Origin of the sequence: Cobetia sp. 3AK (assembly GCF_029846335.1) — a bacterium.
GTDB lineage: Bacteria > Pseudomonadota > Gammaproteobacteria > Pseudomonadales > Halomonadaceae > Cobetia > Cobetia marina.
The window spans coordinates 88,936-106,509 of record NZ_JARWKR010000006.1 but is presented as its reverse complement, the minus strand read 5'-3'; the positions used below and the strand labels follow the sequence as shown (position 1 = coordinate 106,509).

Annotated in this window: 14 protein-coding genes; 9 read left to right on the top strand and 5 right to left on the bottom strand. The window is 64.7% G+C overall.

Annotated elements, in window-relative coordinates; genetic code table 11:
* Positions 1-25: 25 nt before the first annotated feature.
* Both uvrD and QD228_RS10190 read left to right on the top strand, forming a co-directional pair.
* Positions 26-2,248: a DNA helicase II gene (gene uvrD / locus QD228_RS10195; protein ID WP_084209565.1), complete on the top strand. Its 2,223-nt coding sequence runs from the start codon at positions 26-28 to the stop codon at positions 2,246-2,248.
* A 206-nt stretch (positions 2,249-2,454) separates the two neighbouring features.
* Positions 2,455-3,555: a TRAP transporter substrate-binding protein gene (locus tag QD228_RS10190; protein ID WP_077379831.1), complete on the top strand. Its 1,101-nt coding sequence runs from the start codon at positions 2,455-2,457 to the stop codon at positions 3,553-3,555.
* Positions 3,556-3,684: 129 nt separating this feature from the next.
* Here QD228_RS10190 and QD228_RS10185 read toward each other — a convergent pair whose 3' ends face one another.
* Positions 3,685-4,110, bottom strand: coding sequence for an acyl-CoA thioesterase (locus QD228_RS10185; protein WP_077379833.1), 426 nt, complete (start codon positions 4,108-4,110; stop codon positions 3,685-3,687).
* A gap of 367 nt (positions 4,111-4,477) precedes the next feature.
* Between QD228_RS10185 and QD228_RS10180 the strand changes: the two genes are divergently transcribed.
* From QD228_RS10180 to cysZ, 6 genes are all read left to right on the top strand, one after another.
* Positions 4,478-5,476 (top strand): phosphate ABC transporter substrate-binding protein, encoded by a 999-nt coding sequence (locus QD228_RS10180; RefSeq protein ID WP_176493840.1) that lies wholly within the window; start codon positions 4,478-4,480, stop codon positions 5,474-5,476.
* A gap of 139 nt (positions 5,477-5,615) precedes the next feature.
* On the top strand, positions 5,616-7,646 hold the full coding sequence (locus QD228_RS10175) for an ABC transporter permease subunit (protein ID WP_279875500.1): 2,031 nt from the start codon (positions 5,616-5,618) through the stop codon (positions 7,644-7,646).
* Complete coding sequence (pstA, locus tag QD228_RS10170; protein WP_084207710.1) at positions 7,643-9,442, top strand: phosphate ABC transporter permease PstA; 1,800 nt, start codon at positions 7,643-7,645, stop codon at positions 9,440-9,442. The genes QD228_RS10175 and pstA overlap by 4 nt, the downstream gene beginning before the upstream one ends.
* Positions 9,439-10,284 carry a phosphate ABC transporter ATP-binding protein PstB gene (pstB, locus tag QD228_RS10165; RefSeq protein WP_077379842.1) on the top strand — a complete coding sequence of 282 codons (846 nt, stop codon included), beginning with the start codon at positions 9,439-9,441 and terminating at the stop codon, positions 10,282-10,284. The genes pstA and pstB overlap by 4 nt, the downstream gene beginning before the upstream one ends.
* A gap of 256 nt (positions 10,285-10,540) precedes the next feature.
* Positions 10,541-11,266 carry a phosphate signaling complex protein PhoU gene (gene phoU / locus QD228_RS10160; protein ID WP_077379844.1) on the top strand — a complete coding sequence of 242 codons (726 nt, stop codon included), beginning with the start codon at positions 10,541-10,543 and terminating at the stop codon, positions 11,264-11,266.
* Positions 11,267-11,452: 186 nt separating this feature from the next.
* Positions 11,453-12,181, top strand: coding sequence for a sulfate transporter CysZ (gene cysZ, locus QD228_RS10155; protein WP_084207711.1), 729 nt, complete (start codon positions 11,453-11,455; stop codon positions 12,179-12,181).
* Between the two features lie 105 nt (positions 12,182-12,286).
* Here the strand turns inward: cysZ and phoR are convergent, their stop codons facing one another.
* The 4 genes from phoR to QD228_RS10135 form a co-directional block, all read right to left on the bottom strand.
* Entirely contained in the window at positions 12,287-13,582 is a 1,296-nt protein-coding gene (gene phoR / locus QD228_RS10150; protein WP_279855721.1) for a phosphate regulon sensor histidine kinase PhoR, read from the bottom strand.
* Positions 13,583-13,589: 7 nt separating this feature from the next.
* Positions 13,590-14,279 carry a phosphate regulon transcriptional regulator PhoB gene (gene phoB / locus QD228_RS10145; RefSeq protein WP_077379851.1) on the bottom strand — a complete coding sequence of 230 codons (690 nt, stop codon included), beginning with the start codon at positions 14,277-14,279 and terminating at the stop codon, positions 13,590-13,592.
* Between the two features lie 227 nt (positions 14,280-14,506).
* A complete protein-coding gene (gene ubiA, locus QD228_RS10140; RefSeq protein ID WP_279875499.1) occupies positions 14,507-15,388 on the bottom strand; it encodes a 4-hydroxybenzoate octaprenyltransferase in 882 nt (293 codons plus the stop codon).
* A 30-nt stretch (positions 15,389-15,418) separates the two neighbouring features.
* Positions 15,419-16,066, bottom strand: coding sequence for a chorismate lyase (locus QD228_RS10135; RefSeq protein WP_240704350.1), 648 nt, complete (start codon positions 16,064-16,066; stop codon positions 15,419-15,421).
* Positions 16,067-16,217: 151 nt separating this feature from the next.
* On the opposite strand from QD228_RS10135, the gene QD228_RS10130 reads away from it, so the two are divergent.
* The gene (locus QD228_RS10130; RefSeq protein ID WP_191236405.1) at positions 16,218-17,402 is read left to right on the top strand and encodes an FAD-dependent oxidoreductase; all 1,185 of its coding nucleotides are present in this window, start codon (positions 16,218-16,220) and stop codon (positions 17,400-17,402) included.
* The last annotated feature ends 172 nt before the right edge of the window (positions 17,403-17,574 follow it).

Genomic DNA, 17,574 nt, shown 5'->3' with positions numbered 1-17,574 from the left:
TCCTCTGCCCTGTGGTGAGCCCTGCATGTCCGAATCGCCCCTCCTCGATCACCTCAACACGCATCAGCGTGAGGCCGTGTCCGCGCCGCCGGGCAACATGCTGGTACTGGCGGGGGCCGGTTCCGGCAAGACCCGCGTGCTGGTTCACCGCATCGCCTGGCTGATGGACCAATATCAGTTCTCGCCCTACGCCATCCTGTCGGTGACCTTCACCAACAAGGCCTCGCGGGAGATGCGCACGCGTCTCGAGGCGCTCAATGGCAGCAGCCTGCGCCACATGTGGGTCGGCACCTTCCACTCCATCAGTCACCGTCTACTGCGCACCCACTGGCAGGAGGCGCGCCTGCCCGAGCACTTCCAGATCATCGACAGTGATGACCAGCTGCGCATGGTCAAGCGGCTGCTCAAGGAGCACAACGTCGATGATGAGCGCTGGCCGCCCAAGCAGGTCCAGTACTTCATCGCCGGCTGCAAGGAGGAAGGTCTGCGCGCCCATCAGGTGCAGACCCATGGCGATGCCTACATGGGCAAGATGGTCGAGATGTACGAGCTCTATCAGCTCGCCTGTGAACGCGGCGGCCTGGTCGATTTCGGTGAGCTGCTGCTGCGCTCGCTGGAGCTGCTGCGCGATACGCCGCATCTGCTGGCGCATTACCGCGAGCGCTTCGCCCACCTGCTGGTCGACGAGTTCCAGGATACCAATACCCTGCAGTACGCCTGGCTGAAGCTGCTGGCCGGCGATCGCGAGTGCATGACCGTGGTCGGCGATGATGACCAGTCCATCTACGGCTGGCGTGGCGCGCGGGTCGAGAACATCCAGCGCTTCACCGAGGAATTCGCCAATACCCGTGTGGTGCGTCTGGAGCAGAACTACCGCTCCTCCAGCGCCATCCTGGAGGCTGCCAACGCCCTGATCAGCCACAACGGCGGGCGCATGGGCAAGGAGCTGTGGACCGACAGCGGCCGTGGCGAGCGGATTCGGGTCTATGCCGGCTTCAACGACATCGACGAATCGCGCTACATCGCCGATACCATCCGCGAACTGGTCAATGAGCATGGTTACAGTCGCGACGAGATCGCGATCCTGTATCGCTCCAACGCCCAGTCACGCGTGCTGGAGGAGACGCTGATCCGCCAGGGCATGCCGTATCGCATCTATGGCGGCCAGCGTTTCTATGAGCGTCTCGAGATCAAGAACGCGCTCGCCTACCTGCGTCTGATGAACAACCGCGAGGACGATGCCGCCCTGGAGCGCGTGATCAACGTGCCGGCGCGTGGCATCGGCATGCGCACCGTCGAGCAGCTGCGCGAGCGTGCGCGCTACGGCAACCTGACCATGTGGCAGGCGATGAGCGATGCGGTTTCCGACGGCGCCCTCAAGGGGCGCGCCGCCACCGCCGTGCGTGCCTTCGCCGACATCATCGATGGCCTCGACAACGACACCGCCGGCATGGCGCTGCATGAGCTGGTCGAGCACGTCATCCACGTCTCCGGCCTGCGCGAGCACCACGCCGCCGAGAAGGGCGAGAAGGGCCAGGCGCGTCTCGAGAACCTTGCCGAGCTGGTCAACGCCTGTCGTGCCTTCAGTCAGGGCGAGCGCATGGACCCGGAAGCCCCCAGCGAAGGGGCCGAGGCGCTGGAGCCCTTCCTCGCCGAAGCCGCGCTGGATGCCGGTGATCATGAAGCCGCCGAAGGCGAGGAATGCGTACAGATGATGACGCTGCACTCCGCCAAGGGGCTCGAATTCCCGGTGGTGTTCGTCGCCGGGGTCGAGGAAGGGCTGTTCCCGCACAAGATGTCACTGGAGGAGCCGGGGCGCCTCGAGGAAGAGCGTCGCCTGTGCTACGTCGGTGTCACCCGCGCCATGCAGCGCCTCTACCTGACCTACGCCGAGCTGCGGCGCATGCACGGCAAGGAGACCTTCCAGCGACCGTCGCGCTTCCTGCGTGAGCTGCCGGAAGAGCTGCTGGAGGAAGTGCGCCTGCGTGGCCAGGTCTCGCGTCCGGTCTCGACCCAGCGTGCCACGCCGAATCGTCGCCCCTCCGGGCCGCGTCAGGAGAGTGTCGAGGCCAATGGCGACATGCCGGCGCTGTCGCTCGGCAGCCTGGTGCGTCATCCGCTGTTCGGCGAGGGCGTGGTCATCAACGCCGAAGGCCAGGGCGAGCGCGCGCGTGTCCAGATCAGCTTCGAGGGCGAAGGCGACAAGTGGCTGGTGCTGGGTTTCGCCAAGCTGGAAGTACTCAGCTGATCCTGCATTGATGGCAGACGCAGGCATGAGGCGCTGACAGCAGGCGCTGGCGAGAAGTGAAAAGCGGTGCAGGGGGCGCGGTATTCGTGCGCCATTACGGCCTTGGTGCAGTTGTGGGCCATCCATGGGTCGCGGCATAGTGGCAGATAATCTGCTGTCTTGATGCCGCGTCATGCATTGCCCACAACTCGAACAAGGAACGCCCCATGCAACGCCGCCGTTTTCTCTCTGCTCTGGGGGCCGGTGCTGCCGGTCTCGCCGCTGCACCTTTCGTCTCCACGGCCAATGCCGCCGAGGAGGAAACCATCCACTGGAAGATGGTGACCTCCTGGCCGAAGAACTTCCCGGCACTGGGCACCGGTGCCAATGAGTTCGCCAGCCTGATCGGGAAGCTTTCCGGTGGTCGTCTTCAGGTCAAGGTCTATGGGGCCGGTGAGATGGTGCCGGCTTTGGAAGTCTTCGACGCCGTGTCTTCCGGGACAGCCCAGATGGGCCACTCGGCGTCCTATTACTGGAAGGGCAAGGTACCTGCCGCCCAGTTCTTCACCGCCGTGCCCTTCGGCATGAATACCACCGAGACCAACGCCTGGCTGTATCACGGCGATGGCATGAAGCTGTGGGACGAGATCTACGCGCGTCACAACCTCAAGCCGCTGGCGGTGGGCAATACCGGCACCCAGATGGCCGGCTGGTTCAACAAGGAAGTGAACAGTCTCTCGGACATGAAAGGCCTGAAGATCCGCCTGCCGGGGCTCGCGGGTGAAGTGATGAACCGCATCGGTGCCAGTGCGGTGAATCTGCCGGGCAGCGAGATCTTCACTGCGATGGAGACCGGTGTGATCGACGCCACCGACTGGGTCGGTCCCTACAATGATCTGGCCTTCGGTCTGCATCAGGTGGCCAAGTATTACTACTCCCCGGCCTGGAACGAGCCCTCCGCCATTCTCGAAGGCACCGTCAATCTCGAGGCCTGGCAGGCGTTGCCGGAAGACCTCCAGCAGGTGGTGATCCAGGCAGCCAGGATTGCCAATCATGCGATGGTGGATGAATTCGCGCTGCGCAATGCCACCGCCCTGACCTCGCTGGTCGAGGAACATGGCGTTGAGCTGCGCGAATTTCCGCAGGATGTCTACGCGGCGCTGTTCAAGGCGTCCAACGAGGTGCTGGACGAGTTCATCGCCAAGGATGAGGACGCCAGGCGTGTCTACGAGTCCTACCGTGCCTTCCAGCAGCAGGTCGCCCCCTGGACGCGCATCGGTGAACAGGGCTTCCTTGATGCGCGTGCCCGGGTGCTGGGCGAGAGCTGAGGTGACCGCCCGCCGCTGTGTGTGGGGACATCGCGACTCGCTCGTCAGGCAGTGTCAGGCGGGCTCTGGTGGGAAATGAAGAAGCCGCCCCTCGGGGCGGCTTCTTCATGAATGGCGGTGTCCATCACGTCAGACACTTTCCTCGTCGTTGCCCTGTTCCGGCACCGCGCGGATTCGGCCATTGTCGTCCAGGGCCACCATCACGTAGTTGGCCTCGGTCACCTTGGTCAGCGCACGATGGTTGCGCTCCTGAGGCGGCCGAATCCAGACCTCGACCGTGAGCCGTACCGAGCTGCGTCCGACTTCCGTGACGTGCGTGAAGATATTGACCACCGAGCCGACGCGCACCGGTGAGAGAAAGTCGAGGCCCTCCACGGCGACGGTGGCAGTCCGTCCGTTGGCCACACGGCCGGCGGCCAGTTCGCAGGCCTCATCCATGCGATGCATCAACCAGCCACCGCTGATATCGCCATAAAGATTGGTATCGTGACGCTGAGCGATCAGCTTGAGCGTCAGCGTGCCGTTCGGCACCGGGGCATCATCCAGGGCTTGCATGTCGTCACTCGCTGTCTTGTTGTTATGTCTTCAGGGGGCACTGGCGTCGGCGGTTTGCCCAGTGGCGATGGAAGGAGAGCCCGAGCGGGCAGTGGCTCATGAATGGCATCTCATGTCCGGTATCCTACTCTGCCAGTGGAAGGGATGTCCTCTCTCGGCAGGCGTTGCAGCGGGAATTTTCTTGCATTGCAGCATGATGGTCTCGTGCCTCAACGTTGCAATGAAGGATACTCGGCGCAGCAATGCCGCTGGTGAGGCAGCCTCACGCAGGGAAGTGGTATTGAAGGAGTGGCAGGGGTTGAAGGAACAACGCGATAGTCATCACCGCCAATGAGCGGATCATTCATCTTTCAGGCCTGAAATCGTCATGTTCTTCATCGCATCCTTGCGTCGTCCCCGTTGGCTCTCGAGTCGCCTTGCGTTGCTGGCCTGCCTGCTGATGCCGGTCGTGCCCGCGTTTGCCGAGGTACCTGAATATCGCCCCGTGCCGGGGGTCGTCGGCAACCTGACGGCCGTGGGCTCCGATACCCTCTCGGTGCTGGTGACGCGGTGGGCGGCTCAGCTGCGTCGCTACCATCCAGGGGTGCGGGTCCAGTTGCAGGCAGCGGGGTCCTCGACGGCGCCGCCTGCCCTGATTGCCGGCACCACACGGGTGGGGCTGATGTCACGGCCGATGAGCGATCAGGAGCGCCAGGACTTCATCCGGGCATTCGGGTATCCGCCATTGGAAGTCCCCGTGGCGCTGGATGCCATGGGCATCCTCGTGCATCGCCGCAATCCGCTGGAGTCGATCAGCATCGCGCAGCTCGATGCCATCTTCTCGGCCAGTCATGAGTGTGGCAGTCAGCGGGCCGATCGGTGGGGGCAACTGGGGCTGTCGGGAGACTGGGCTGAGCGTCAGATCAGCCGCTTCGGGCGCAGTGCCACCTCCGGGACCTACGGTGCCTTCCGGCGTGTCGCCCTGTGTGGCGGCGACTTCCGGCTGGACGTGAGCGAGCAACCGGGGTCGGCGTCGATCATCGGCGCCGTGGGCTCCTCGCCGGGCGGGATCGGCTACGCCAGCTTCAGCACTTCATCTCCCATGGTCAAACAGCTGTCGGTGAGTCGTGACGCCGGCAGCATGGCGATATTTCCGAGTCGGGCCAGTATCCGCGACGGGCGTTACCCGCTGACACGCGCCCTGTACATTTACGTCAATCGCGTGCCAGACAAGCCGCTGCCGTCATTGGAGCAGGCGTTCCTGTCGTTGATCATGTCGCGTCAGGGACAACAGGCCATCCTGCGGGAAGGCTATGTACCGTTACCGGACGATCAGCTGAACCAGTGGCGTGAACGTCTGGGGCTGGATGAGGGCGAGGGTCTCTGAGTACGCTTGTCATCTCGCTGTCATCTCATGGACATAATCTTGAGGCAGACCCCATCTTTCGCTCGCGGGAGTGATCCCTCCCCGCGCGCTTCTTCTCTTGTGGTGAATATTCATGCCGGCTGCTGCTGAAGCCTCACGAATGCAATCTCGCCGTCTGCGTCGCGATCGCCTGGCAAGCCTGTGGCTGACGGTTGCCGGTCTTGGCGTGATGGCGCTGGTGGTGGTGATGCTCGGCTATCTGATCAGCGTGTCATGGCCGCTGCTCAAACCGCCCGGCACGACGCCGAGCAGCTCGCAGGTACTGGAATCTCGAGCATTGGACACTCGCGCCGCGGACATGGACGAGTGGCGGATCGAGTGGCTGGCCGGCAACCGGTTGCAGCTGATCCAGCACACCGATGACGGTCTGCGTCGATCGAGTTCCCTCCAGGTACCCGAGGGACTGGATCATCGGCAGGCTCACCTCACGCAGAGCCGACAGCAGCTATGGCTGCGCATGCCCGACCGACAAGGTGAGCGCCTGTGGCTGGCAAGACTGGCCTCGACCACGCCGCAAGGCAGCTGGCAGCAGCAATGGCTGCCCGGCCCGGCCAGCCTTTCGGCCCTGGAGGGGCAGTTGCTGGTCACGGCAGGGCCGCATGCCTTCACTCAATGGCAGTTGAACGATGCGTCCGCCGGCCAGGTACCTCTGGCCCGCAAGCTGGGCCGGCAGGAGCATGCTGCCCAGCCGATCACCGCCCTGAGTGTCCTGCGCGGCGGCAAGAGCCTGATCCTGGGGGATGCCGGCGGTGGACTGAGTCATTACCTGCTGCCCGCGCATGCCAGCCCGCTGATCAAGGCGGGAGACTTCGACAGTGGCCTGTCGGCCCCGGTGAGAACCATCGCCGCGGCACATCATGGGTTGGGCTTCGCGGCACTCGACGCGGATGGCCGACTCGGGCTGTATCTCGCCACGGCCGAGCGTCGTCGGCAGCTGGTGGACTGGCTGTCACCCGCACAGGTGGCGGCAGGAGTCGAGTTGAGCTTCCAGCAGGCGGATCGTCGTCTGCTGGCACGGCCAACGTCCGTGGCAGGTGGCCTTGGGGCTCTTGAACAGGCCTATGCGGGTCTCGAGATCCGTGATCCGCATCAGGTCGTGGGGCTTGGCGCGATCTTCGGCAAGGTCTGGTATGAGGGGCGTGACGCACCGGCCTGGATCTGGCAGCTGGAGAGCACCGGTGCCCATGAACCCCGCCTGTCGCTGGTACCCATCATGTGGGGGACGCTCAAGGTCGCGTTGGTCGGCCTGCTGTTTGCCGTGCCGTTGGGACTGGGCTGTGCCATCCATGTGGCCTGTTTCATGGCCCCGCGCCAGCGGGCGCGCATCAAGCCGATGCTGGAGATGATGGAGGCCTTGCCCACGGTGGTGATCGGCTTCATCGCGGCGCTGGTGGTCGCGCCCTTCGTCGAGCGTGAATTGATGGCCGTGCTGCTGGGGCTGGTACTGATTCCGCTGGGCACCATGGTGGCCGGTTTCGTGTGGACCCTGTCGCCGCGCGCACTGCGCAGTCTGATGCCGGAAAACATGGCCGCCTTCGGGCTGTTGCCGCTGCTGATGCTGCTGCTGTGGCTGGATGTGACGCTGGCTCATCAACTGGAAGCCTGGTGGTTCGAGGGCGACATCCGTCAATGGCTGTTTGCCCATCACGGCATCGATTACGCCCAGCGCAATACCCTGGTGACCGGTATGGCGCTGGGGCTGGCGGTGATGCCGACACTCTTCACGCTCAGTGAGGATGCGCTGTCCTCAGTCCCTCGAGGACTGGCGGCGGGGTCCGCGGCACTGGGGGCGACGCCCTGGCAGAGTCTGCGCCGCGTGATCCTGCCGGCTGCCGCCGTCGGGCTGTTCTCCGCGATGATGATCGGCATGGGGCGCGCCGTGGGCGAGACGATGATCGTGTTGATGGTCGCCGGCAACACGCCGCTGGTGGATGCCAGCCTGTTCGAGGGAGTGCGCTCACTGGCGGCGACCCTGGCGATCGAGTTGCCGGAAGCCGAGGTCGGCAGCAGCCATTACCGCCTGCTGTTCCTTGCCGCGCTGGCCTTGTTCCTCTTCACCTTCGTGGTCAATACGCTGGCGGAAGTGCTGCGCCTGCGCTTCATGCCGCCGCAACGTGGAGGCTGGGGATGAGTCGTCCTGATGCGGTACCGCCGTCCTCGTTGCTCAGACCTCGTGAGCCTGTGACGGCGCGTCTGGCGCGTTACTGGCGTGATGGTGGCCCCTGGGGCTGGCTGAATGCCATGGCGGTCAGTGTCTCGCTGGTACTGGTGCTGGGGCTGATCAGCCTGCTGGTGGTGGGCTCGCTCAGTCACTTCTGGCCCTCACGGCTGGTCGAGGTCGAACTCACCACCCAGCCGGGGCAGAGCGTCACGGCGCTCAAGACCACCCGTGGCGAGCCGGCGGCGGACAACCGTCATCTGCTGGGCGAATTGATGCATGAGGAGCTGCGTCCCTCGGCAGCGGACACCGGTGATCAGCAACGTGAGCGACAGTCGCAGCGCTGGTGGCTGCTGCAGACCTCCTCTCAGGATGGGGCCTCGGCGAGCTGGCAGTGGCTGCCGGATACCCTGATGGAGAATATCCGCTTTCCTCGCCAGGCGCTGATGCTGGAAATGCGCGACGGGCGAGTGCTGTATGGCATGGCCAGAGCGCTGAGTGATCCGCTCACCGGTGAGCTGGATCATTCTCCGCAGCTCTCCTCCGACAGTGCGGTCCCGGGGGCACCGACTCCTTCACTGCACCAGAATGCCGAGGCACTGCATGCGCGGCTGGCGGCGCTTGAGGGGCAGCGCCGTCAGCTGGCGGCACTGCGCGCTGACAGCGAGGCCTTGAGCGCGCGCCTGCTGGCCTTGCAGCAGCAACTGTCCGCTCGACAAGGGCCTGTCACGACGCAGGACGAGGCGGATGCCTCCTTGATCGCGGAGCTCGAGACGACACGCGAGGCACTGATCACCCGTGAGGGGCAACTGCTGGCCCTCCGGGGAGCCCTGGACGCCGGCCAGCTGCTGCTCGGGGGCAATGGCGGTCATGAGGGGCGCATCGCGCTGAATGACATCCGTCATGTCTGGCAGCCGAATGCCATGGGCTTTGGCGGACGACTGTTGCTGACGCTGGAGCGCTTTCGCGACTTCGTCTCCGGCTCGCCCAATGAAGGCAGTGGCGGCATCTGGCCCGCCATCTTCGGTACCGTGCTGATGGTGGTGCTGATGGCGATTCTGGTGATGCCCTTCGGCGTGATGGCGGCCCTCTATCTGCACGAGGTCGCGCATCAGGGGCGTCTCACGCGACTGACCCGCATCGCGCTGCGCAATCTCGCCGGCGTGCCTTCCATCGTCTATGGGGTCTTCGGGCTGGGGTTCTTCGTCTACGGGCTGGGGGCCGGCCTGGATGAACTGTTCTTTTCCGAGCGTCTGCCCACCCCCACCTTCGGCACCGGCGGATTGCTGTGGGCATCGCTGACGCTGGCGCTGCTGACGCTGCCGGTGGTGATCGTGGCCACGGAGGAGGGGCTGGCGCGGGTGCCGCATCGTCTGCGCGAAGGCGCGCTGGCACTGGGTGCCACGCGCTTCGAGACCCTCAGGCGCGTGGTGATACCCGCGGCATCTCCGGCCTTGATGACCGGGCTGATTCTGGCGGTGGCGCGTGCGGCAGGCGAGGTCGCGCCCTTGATGCTGGTCGGCGTGGTCAAGCTGGCACCGGACCTGCCGCTGGATGACAGCTTCCCGTGGCTGCATCTGGATCGCAAGTTCATGCACCTCGGCCATCAGGTCTATGATCTGGCCTTCCAGAGCAGCGATGCCTTCAGCAGTCGCCCGCTGGTCTACGCGACCGCGCTGGTGCTGGTGGTCGTGATCCTGTGCCTCAATCTGAGTGCCATTCGCCTGCGTCACATGCTGGCACAACGTTACAAGGGAGCCACCGAATGAAGCGTGACTCTGCACGTGAGAGCGTCCAGTCGAGCTCGCAGCACCCCGAGGTCGTCAATCCGCAGGACACGTGCCTGGAAACCCGCCACCTGTGCCTCGATTATCAGGCGCAGGTGGGCAAGGAGCGCCACCGGCGGCGTGCGCTTGACGACATCAGCCTGCGCATCGCGCGCAAGCGCGTGACGGCTTTCATCGGCCCCTCGGGATGTGGCAAGTCGAGCCTGCTGCGCACCTTCAATCGCATGACCGATCTCGATGAGCAGTCACGCCTGAGTGGCAAGGTCTGGCTGGAAGGCGAGGACATCCATGCCCGGGGCGTGGATGTCCCCATGCTGCGCCGGCGCGTCGGCATGGTGTTCCAGACGCCCAACCCCTTTCCGATGTCGGTCTACGAGAACGTGGCCTTCGGGCTGCGGCTGGTCGGCGAGAATGACAAGCGCCATCTGGATGACAAGGTCGAATCCTGTCTGCGGGCCGCGGCGCTGTGGGAGGAAGTGAAGGACCGGCTGTTCGACAGCGCGCTGGGGCTTTCCGGTGGCCAGCAGCAGCGCCTGGTGATCGCGCGCACGCTGGCGGTGGAGCCGGAAGTCCTGCTGCTGGATGAGCCAGCCTCGGCGCTGGACCCGATCTCGACGCTCAAGATCGAGGAGCTGATCCGCTCGCTGCGCTCACGCCTGACGTTGGTCATCGTCACCCACAACATGCAGCAGGCAGCACGTGTCTCGGATGCCACGGCCTTTCTGCATGAAGGGCAGCTGGTGGAATATGCCCCGACCGATCAGCTGTTCACCAATCCGCGTCGTCGCCAGACCGAGGACTACATCACCGGTCGTTTCGGGTGAGATCACCAAAGCGGCACTGCAGGTGGCTGACACGTGTCTCGCGCGGGACATTGGCGGATGGGCCATCGCGTCGTGGATATTTCAGCGCGGCGCGAGATTCGATTGGCGTCCCGGCGCTCGAGTGAAATATAACTGCAATCAAGAGGCGTCATGCTAGGAGGGAGCCGCCTGCGCCAGACCCTGCTGCAGCGCTTCTACATCAATGCCACATGTCAGAGACCGCCTGCCTCGGCGGATGACTTCCCGGGAGAGGGTAATGGATATCACCAGCGATTCGCACGGCAAGCACATATCCCAGCAGTTCAATCACGAGCTGGATGCGCTGAAGACACACCTGCTGGCCATGGGCGGTCTGGTGGAGAAGCAGCTGCAGGATGCCGTCACGGCCCTGCTGGAGGGTGACAGCGAGACGGCGACACGCGTGCGTGACAATGACAAGGCCGTCAACGACATGCAGCTGAAGATCGATGACGAGTGCACCCGCGTGCTGGCGCGCCGTCAGCCGGCGGCCTCCGATCTGCGTCTGGTGCTGGCCGTGATTCGCGCCACCTCGGATCTGGAGCGTATCGGCGATGAATCCAGCAAGATCGCGCGCAATGCCATCTCGCTGGTCGAGAACGGCCAGAGCCCGCGTGGCATGGTCGAGGTGCGTCACCTCAGTCAGCATGTGCGCAGCATGGTGCGTGACTCGCTGACCGCCTTCGCCCGCTTCGACACGGATCTGGCGCTCAAGGTACTGCGTGAGGACGCCTCGGTGGACCTGGAATACCAGAGTGCGATGCGTTCGCTGATGACCTTCATGATGGAAGACGCGCGCCAGATCACCCCGGTGCTCAACGTGATGTGGATTCTGCGTGCGCTGGAGCGTATCGGGGATCACGCCGACAACCTCGCCGAGTACGTCATCTTCCTGGTCAAGGGCGTGGACGTGCGTCACACCGACACCCATGACCTCCAGCCGCAGGATCTCGACAAGCCCTGACGTGCAGGCCCCTTCCCCGGGGCCTGACGCCTGTCTGCCGATGACGCCCCGCCTCTGTCCCGCCGACGGAGTGCGGGGCGTCTGCCATTCGATGCGCCGACAGCTGCGTGGGGCGGGTGGTAGTGCTAGGGTGTGGCTCCGGCCGCCTGAGGGCAGCCGCCTTTCACGAGATGACGAGGACGTCGCATGATTGATGCCGTATCGGCGCTGGTCCGCGGGACCCGCATGGTCTATACCCCCGGGCTACGCCGTTTCGTGTTCGTACCACTGGCGATCAACCTGGTGCTCTACAGTGCCACGCTGTGGCTGTTGTTCAGCCAGTTCGAGGGCTGGATCGATTACTGGATGCTCAAGGTGCCCAGCTGGCTGGAATGGCTGAGCTGGTTGATCTGGCCGGTGCTGGTGCTGAGTCTGTTGCTGGCGGTGTTCTTCACCTTCAGCCTGGTGACCAATCTGATCGCGGCGCCGTTCTACGGCATTCTGGCCGAGAAGGTCGAGCATCGACTGGATGGCACCTTGATCGAGGATGAGCGTGGCCTGGTGAAGATCGGGATCGACTCGCTGGGGCGCGAGATGGCCAAACTGGGTTACTTCATTCCCCGCATGATCGCGCTGTTCATTCTCGGCTTCATTCCGGGCCTGAATCTGCTCTCACCGCTGCTGTGGGGGCTGTTCTCGGCCTGGAGCATGGCGATCCAGTATCTGGACTATCCGATGGACAACCATCAGGTCAGCTTCGGTGACATGAAGCAGCGTCTCAAGGCGCGCTGGTGGCCGTCACTGACCTTCGGTGGTGCCGTGTTCGTGCTGACGCTGGTGCCCTTGGCCAACCTGCTGTTCATTCCCGGGGCCGTGGCGGGTGCCGTCCTGATGTGGCAGAGCCACTACCGACAGCTGCCTGCACCGCGCCGCTGAGCCAGGCTTTATCGCGAGCGTTGACGAACGCAGATACCACGACGCCCCGCCGTGACCTCATGCAGAGGGCGCGGCGGGGCGTTCGTGTCAGTGGGGCTGCAACCGTCAGGCAGTCGTCGCGCAGCGGCGTTCCACCGGGAAATGACAACGGAAGCGTGCGCCCTCGCCGGGCAGGCTGTCGATCTCCAGGCGGCCCTGATGGCGGATCAGCACATGCTTGACGATGGCCAGCCCCAGCCCGGTGCCACCAGTGGCGGTGCTGCGTCCCTTGTCGATGCGATAGAAGCGCTCCGTCAGGCGCGGTAGATGCACGGGATCAATGCCGTCACCGTCATCCTCCACCTCGACCATCACGCCCTCGCTGGTGCTCTGGCAGCGCAGCGTGATGTGGCAGTCTTCCGGCGTGTAACGCACCGCATTGAAGACCAGATTCGAGATCGCGCTTCTCAGCTCCTGCTCCTCACCCATCAGGGCCAGTCCGGGCTCGACCTCCACCGTGATGACATGCCGCTCCTTCGAGAGGCCTTCGGCATCTTCCCGGATACGCGTCAGCAGCTGCGCCATGTCGATGCGACGTCCTTCGCCCGACAGCTCGTCGGTCTCCAGGCGCGACAGGGTCAGCAGATCCTCGACGAGGTGCTGCATGCGGTCGGTCTGACTCTGCATCTGTCCCAGGCCACGCTGCCAGCGCGGGGGCAGGTCATCGGCATAGTCGGAATAGGTCTCGAGGTAGCCGGCCAGTACCGTCAGCGGCGTGCGCAGCTCATGGGAGACATTGGCCACGAAATCGCGGCGCATTTCCTCGAGACGGTAGAGACGGGTGACATCGCGCACCATCACCAGGCGCTCGTTGTCACCGAACAGGGTGATGGAGATCTGCAGGGTCAGGTTGTCGGAGAGCGGCGATTGCAGGGTCAGCGGCTCACGATAGGCCAGCCGATTGAAGTAATCGATGAACACGGGGTCACGCAGATAGTTGGTGACGTGCTGGCCGCGGTCGTGACTGGCCTTGAGGCCGATCAACTGCTCGGCAGCGCTGTTCCACCACTCCATGTCGCCGTGATTGTCGAGCATCACCAGGCCATCGCGCATCGCTTCCGAGGATTCCTGGATGCGATTGAGGATGCTGCGCAGTCGCTCCTGTGCCTGACGCTGACCCTTCTGGTAGCGATACAGACGATCGAGCAGATCCCCCCAGACGCCATCGCCGGGCGGCGGCTCTTCATGGGGGTTGGTGATCAGCCAGGTGTAGAGGCTCTTGAGGTGCTTGAGATGGACGAACAGGTACAGCGCCAGCCCCAGCGCCAGGCCCCAGCCCAGCAGGCCGAGCAGTCCGCCGACCAGCCCGAAGCCGCCCGCCAGATAGCCCAGCCGCCATAGCTCGTTCGTCCAGTAGCGCATCCGCGTCTCAGGCCTGGGCGCTGAAGCGATAACCGGTACCGCGGACGGTCTGGATCAAGTGCTGATGCCCCTCGCCCAGCGCCTTGCGCAGACGACGAATGTGCACGTCCACGGTGCGCTCCTCGACATAGACATTGCCGCCCCAGACCTGATCCAGCAGCTGGCTGCGGGTGTAGGCGCGCTCCTGATGGGTCATGAAGAACTGCAGCAGGCGGTATTCGGTGGGGCCGACCTCCAGGGAGTTGCCGTGTGCGGTCACGCGGTGGCTGGCGGGGTCGAGCATCAGACCCTCGACTTCCACCGACTCCTCGACGCCCTTGGGCGTGGTGCGGCGCAGCACGGCCTTGAGGCGTGCCACCAGCTCGCGTGGCGAGAAGGGCTTGGTGATGTAATCGTCCGCCCCGGCCTCGAGCCCCTGGATCTTGTTGTCTTCCTCGCCCTTGGCGGTGAGCAGGATGATCGGCAGCTCCGCCGTGGTCTCGTCACGCTTGAGGCGGCGCGCCAGTTCCAGCCCGCTGGTGCCGGGCATCATCCAGTCCAGCAACAGCAGATCGGGCTTTTCATCGACGACGATGGCGTGGGCGTCCTGGGCATTGTCGGCCTCCAGCACGCGGTAATCCGCCATTTCCAGGGCGACGGCGATCATCTCGCGTATCGAGGATTCGTCGTCGACAATCAGTACGGTCTTGGAGCTCATCGCTAGATCCCATGCAGCAGTCGGCGCACGCGCCAGAATGACAAGTCGATGACGATTACAACCTGCTTATATGACAGTGAGATGACAATCGCCAGCTTGGCAGCTTGCCGCCCGGCTTGCCAGTGAGTCCCTCAACTCTCTCAAGGCGTGAATGTCACGCCTCGCCGCATGAGGAAGATCGCTGGCAGACCGGATGAGGACGCGGGCCCGTTGGCCGGAAAGAGGGATCAAGCAGCTGGCCAGGTCGCCAGCGCGATGCCCGCGAAGATCAGCAGGCCGGACCAGTGGTTGTTGAGAAATGCCTGGAAGCAGGGGCCACGCTCCCGCTCGCGAATCAGGCGCTGCTGCCAGACGAACGTCACGGCCGCCGCGGCCAGCCCCAGCCAGTAGAAGCCGCCCAGCGCCAGGTGCAGGCCGATGCCGATCAACACCGCCAGCATGCCCAGCTGCAGCAGACCGATCATCAGCGTGTCGGCGCGGCCGAACAGCACGGCGGTGGACTTGATGCCGACCTTGAGGTCGTCATTGCGATCGACCATCGCATAGGCGGTGTCGTAGGCCACCGTCCACATCAGATTGGCCGCGAACAGCCACCAGCCATAGGTCGGCACCTCCTCAAGCGTCGCCGCGAAGGCCATCGGAATCGCCCAGCCGAAGGCGGCACCCAGCACCACCTGCGGCAGATGATGAAAGCGCTTCATGAACGGATAGCTGGCCGCCAGCAGCACGGCGACGATCGACAGCAGCACCGTGGTCAGGTTGGTGAAGCACACCAGCACGAAGGCGGCCGCGACCAGCACACCGAACAGGGTCAGCGCCTCGCGCTCCGTGATGCGTCCTGAGGTCAGCGGGCGATCCCGGGTGCGTTCGACATGCTTGTCCCAGTGGCGATCCGCGTAGTCGTTGATCACGCAGCCGGCGGCACGCATCAGATAGACGCCAGCCACGAAGATCAGCAGCATATCGCGGTCCGGTAGCCCATCGGCCGCCAGCCACAGGGCCCAGAGGGTCGGCCACATCAGCAGCCAGGTGCCGATGGGGCGGTCCAGACGAGTCAGGGCGAGGTAATCGGCCAGTTTGGACGGGCGGGAAGCGGATGACGCTGACATCAAGACTCCTGATCGAACGGCAGTGGGGAATCAGAGTTCCAGAGCGTGCTGGAACCGAGGGGTGAAACCTTCCTGGACCAGTACCCGGAAGCGACCGTGCGAGAACATCGAGCGGCGCATCCACAGGCTGGCGGTGCGTGCCAGCGGCTGCGTGCTGGCAAGTCTCAGTGGCGCCCGGCTGACATCGATGGCGCTGCGGGTCAGGTCGGGCTGGCGGAACAGCCAATGGCCCAGCGAGCCTTCGCCGAGCGTCGAAAGACGGTGGCCATGGGCCAGGTCCAGCGCCGCCAGCGAGCGCGCGATCACCCAGGGCTCATCGCCATGACACAGGGCCACTTCGCGCCGCCAGACATGGCGTCGTGGCGCGATACCCAGCATCCGCGCCTCATCCCGCCGGGCAGGGCCGGTGTCCTGCAGCAGCAGGCGCACGCGCAGCCCCTGACCATCGAGCATGCGCATGGCGTGATCGAGACGCTGGGTCAGCGAGTCGCTGGAGGACAGCCATGGCCACCAGCCGGCCGGCATGACGCCTTGCAGGCTCGCGGCGGGCTGCCAGTGGCGGCGGACCGCCGAGTCCATCGCTCTCTGGTGAGCGCAGGGAGTGCTGAGTTCCGAGCGAGACATGGCCCGGATGGCGATCTTGCCGGCAAACGCTGCCGAGTGGGAGTGACAGACCACGATGAATTCCCTGTCAGGATGACAAGTGGCGAGTCTAGCACGCCCGAACCGCAAGGCCTGCAGCGTGAGCATGCCCGCGCCAGTGGCAGGCTGGTATGCTGGGGCCCGACTACCCTCTTTTCCTCTCGGATCGATCTCAGGAGATGGCGCCATGCGCGACCCTCGTACCCTTGTCATCATCGGCACCGGCATGGCCGGCATTGGCCTGGCGCGTGCCCTGCGTGCGCGTGACAAGGACAGTCGACTGATCCTGGTCAGTCAGGACAGTGGCCACGATTACGCCAAGCCTCTGCTGTCCACCGCCTTTGCCAAGGGCATGAGCGCCCGGGCATTGGCACGGCAGACCTCCGTGGCCCTGGTGGATGAACTGGACGCCGAGCTGCGCACCCATCAGCGAGTGACGAGCATCGATACCCACGCGCGACAGGTCTGGCTGGGCGAGGAATGCCTGGCCTATGACGAACTGGTGCTGGCACTCGGTGCCGCGCCGCGGCGACCCTTCCCCATCGATGACTCGGTCGGCTCGCGCGTGATGAGCATCAATGATCTCGATGACTACGCCGCCTTCAGCGCCACGCTGACGGCAGCGCGTGAGGCGGGGGAGAGTGGCCGTGTCGTGATCGTCGGTGCCGGTCTGGTGGGGTGTGAATACGCCAATGACCTGAAAGCCGCAGGACATGAGGTCACCTTGGTCGCGGCGGAAGACACTCCGCTGGATGGCTTGCTTCCCCAGGCGCTCGGCCAGCGACTTGGCAAGGCCTTCGATGCCATCGGCGTGCGTCGGCTGCAAGGAGAGATGGTCGAGACCATCACCGCCGGCAAGGCAACGCAGGCGCCCGTCAGTGTGGTGCTGCAGAGTGGTCATGCGGTGGAGGGCTCGCTGGTGCTGCTGGCCACGGGGCTCGCGCCACGCATCAAGCTGGCACAGGGCGCGGGGTTGAGTGCTGGTGGGGACGGCATCCGCGTCGATCGTCACCTTGCCACCTCCCGGCCGCATGTCTGGGCGCTGGGAGACTGCGCCAGTGTCGAAGGGGTCAATGCCATGTACGTGCAGCCCCTGCAGGCCGCGGCTCGGGTGCTGGCCGCCAATCTGTGCGGCGAGGCGGTCGAGCTCGACTGGAAGGCCTGGCCCGTGCTGGTCAAGACACCGGCGCTGCCCATCGTGGCCTACCCGCCTCGGACGGCCGTGGCGCGCTGGGACATCACGGGCGAGGGAGATGATCTCGATGCACGCGCTCTCGATGCGAACGAACGCTTGATTGGATATGCGTTGACAGGCGCCTCCGTTCGCAGGAAAGTCGAGCTGGCGCGGCAGGCACCGCCGTTGCTAGGCTAGGCGATGCCATGGCCGATGGTCGCAGACCCCTTGAAGCCAGCGTAGTCAGGCACGATAGTGAAGTTTCCGTCACAGAGCGTCAGGCGAGAATCAGGGACGACGTGTTACCGGTGACGTTCACCCCGAGAAAGGGGGACCCGGTATCGCATCGCCCAAGCGCCATGCAATGCCA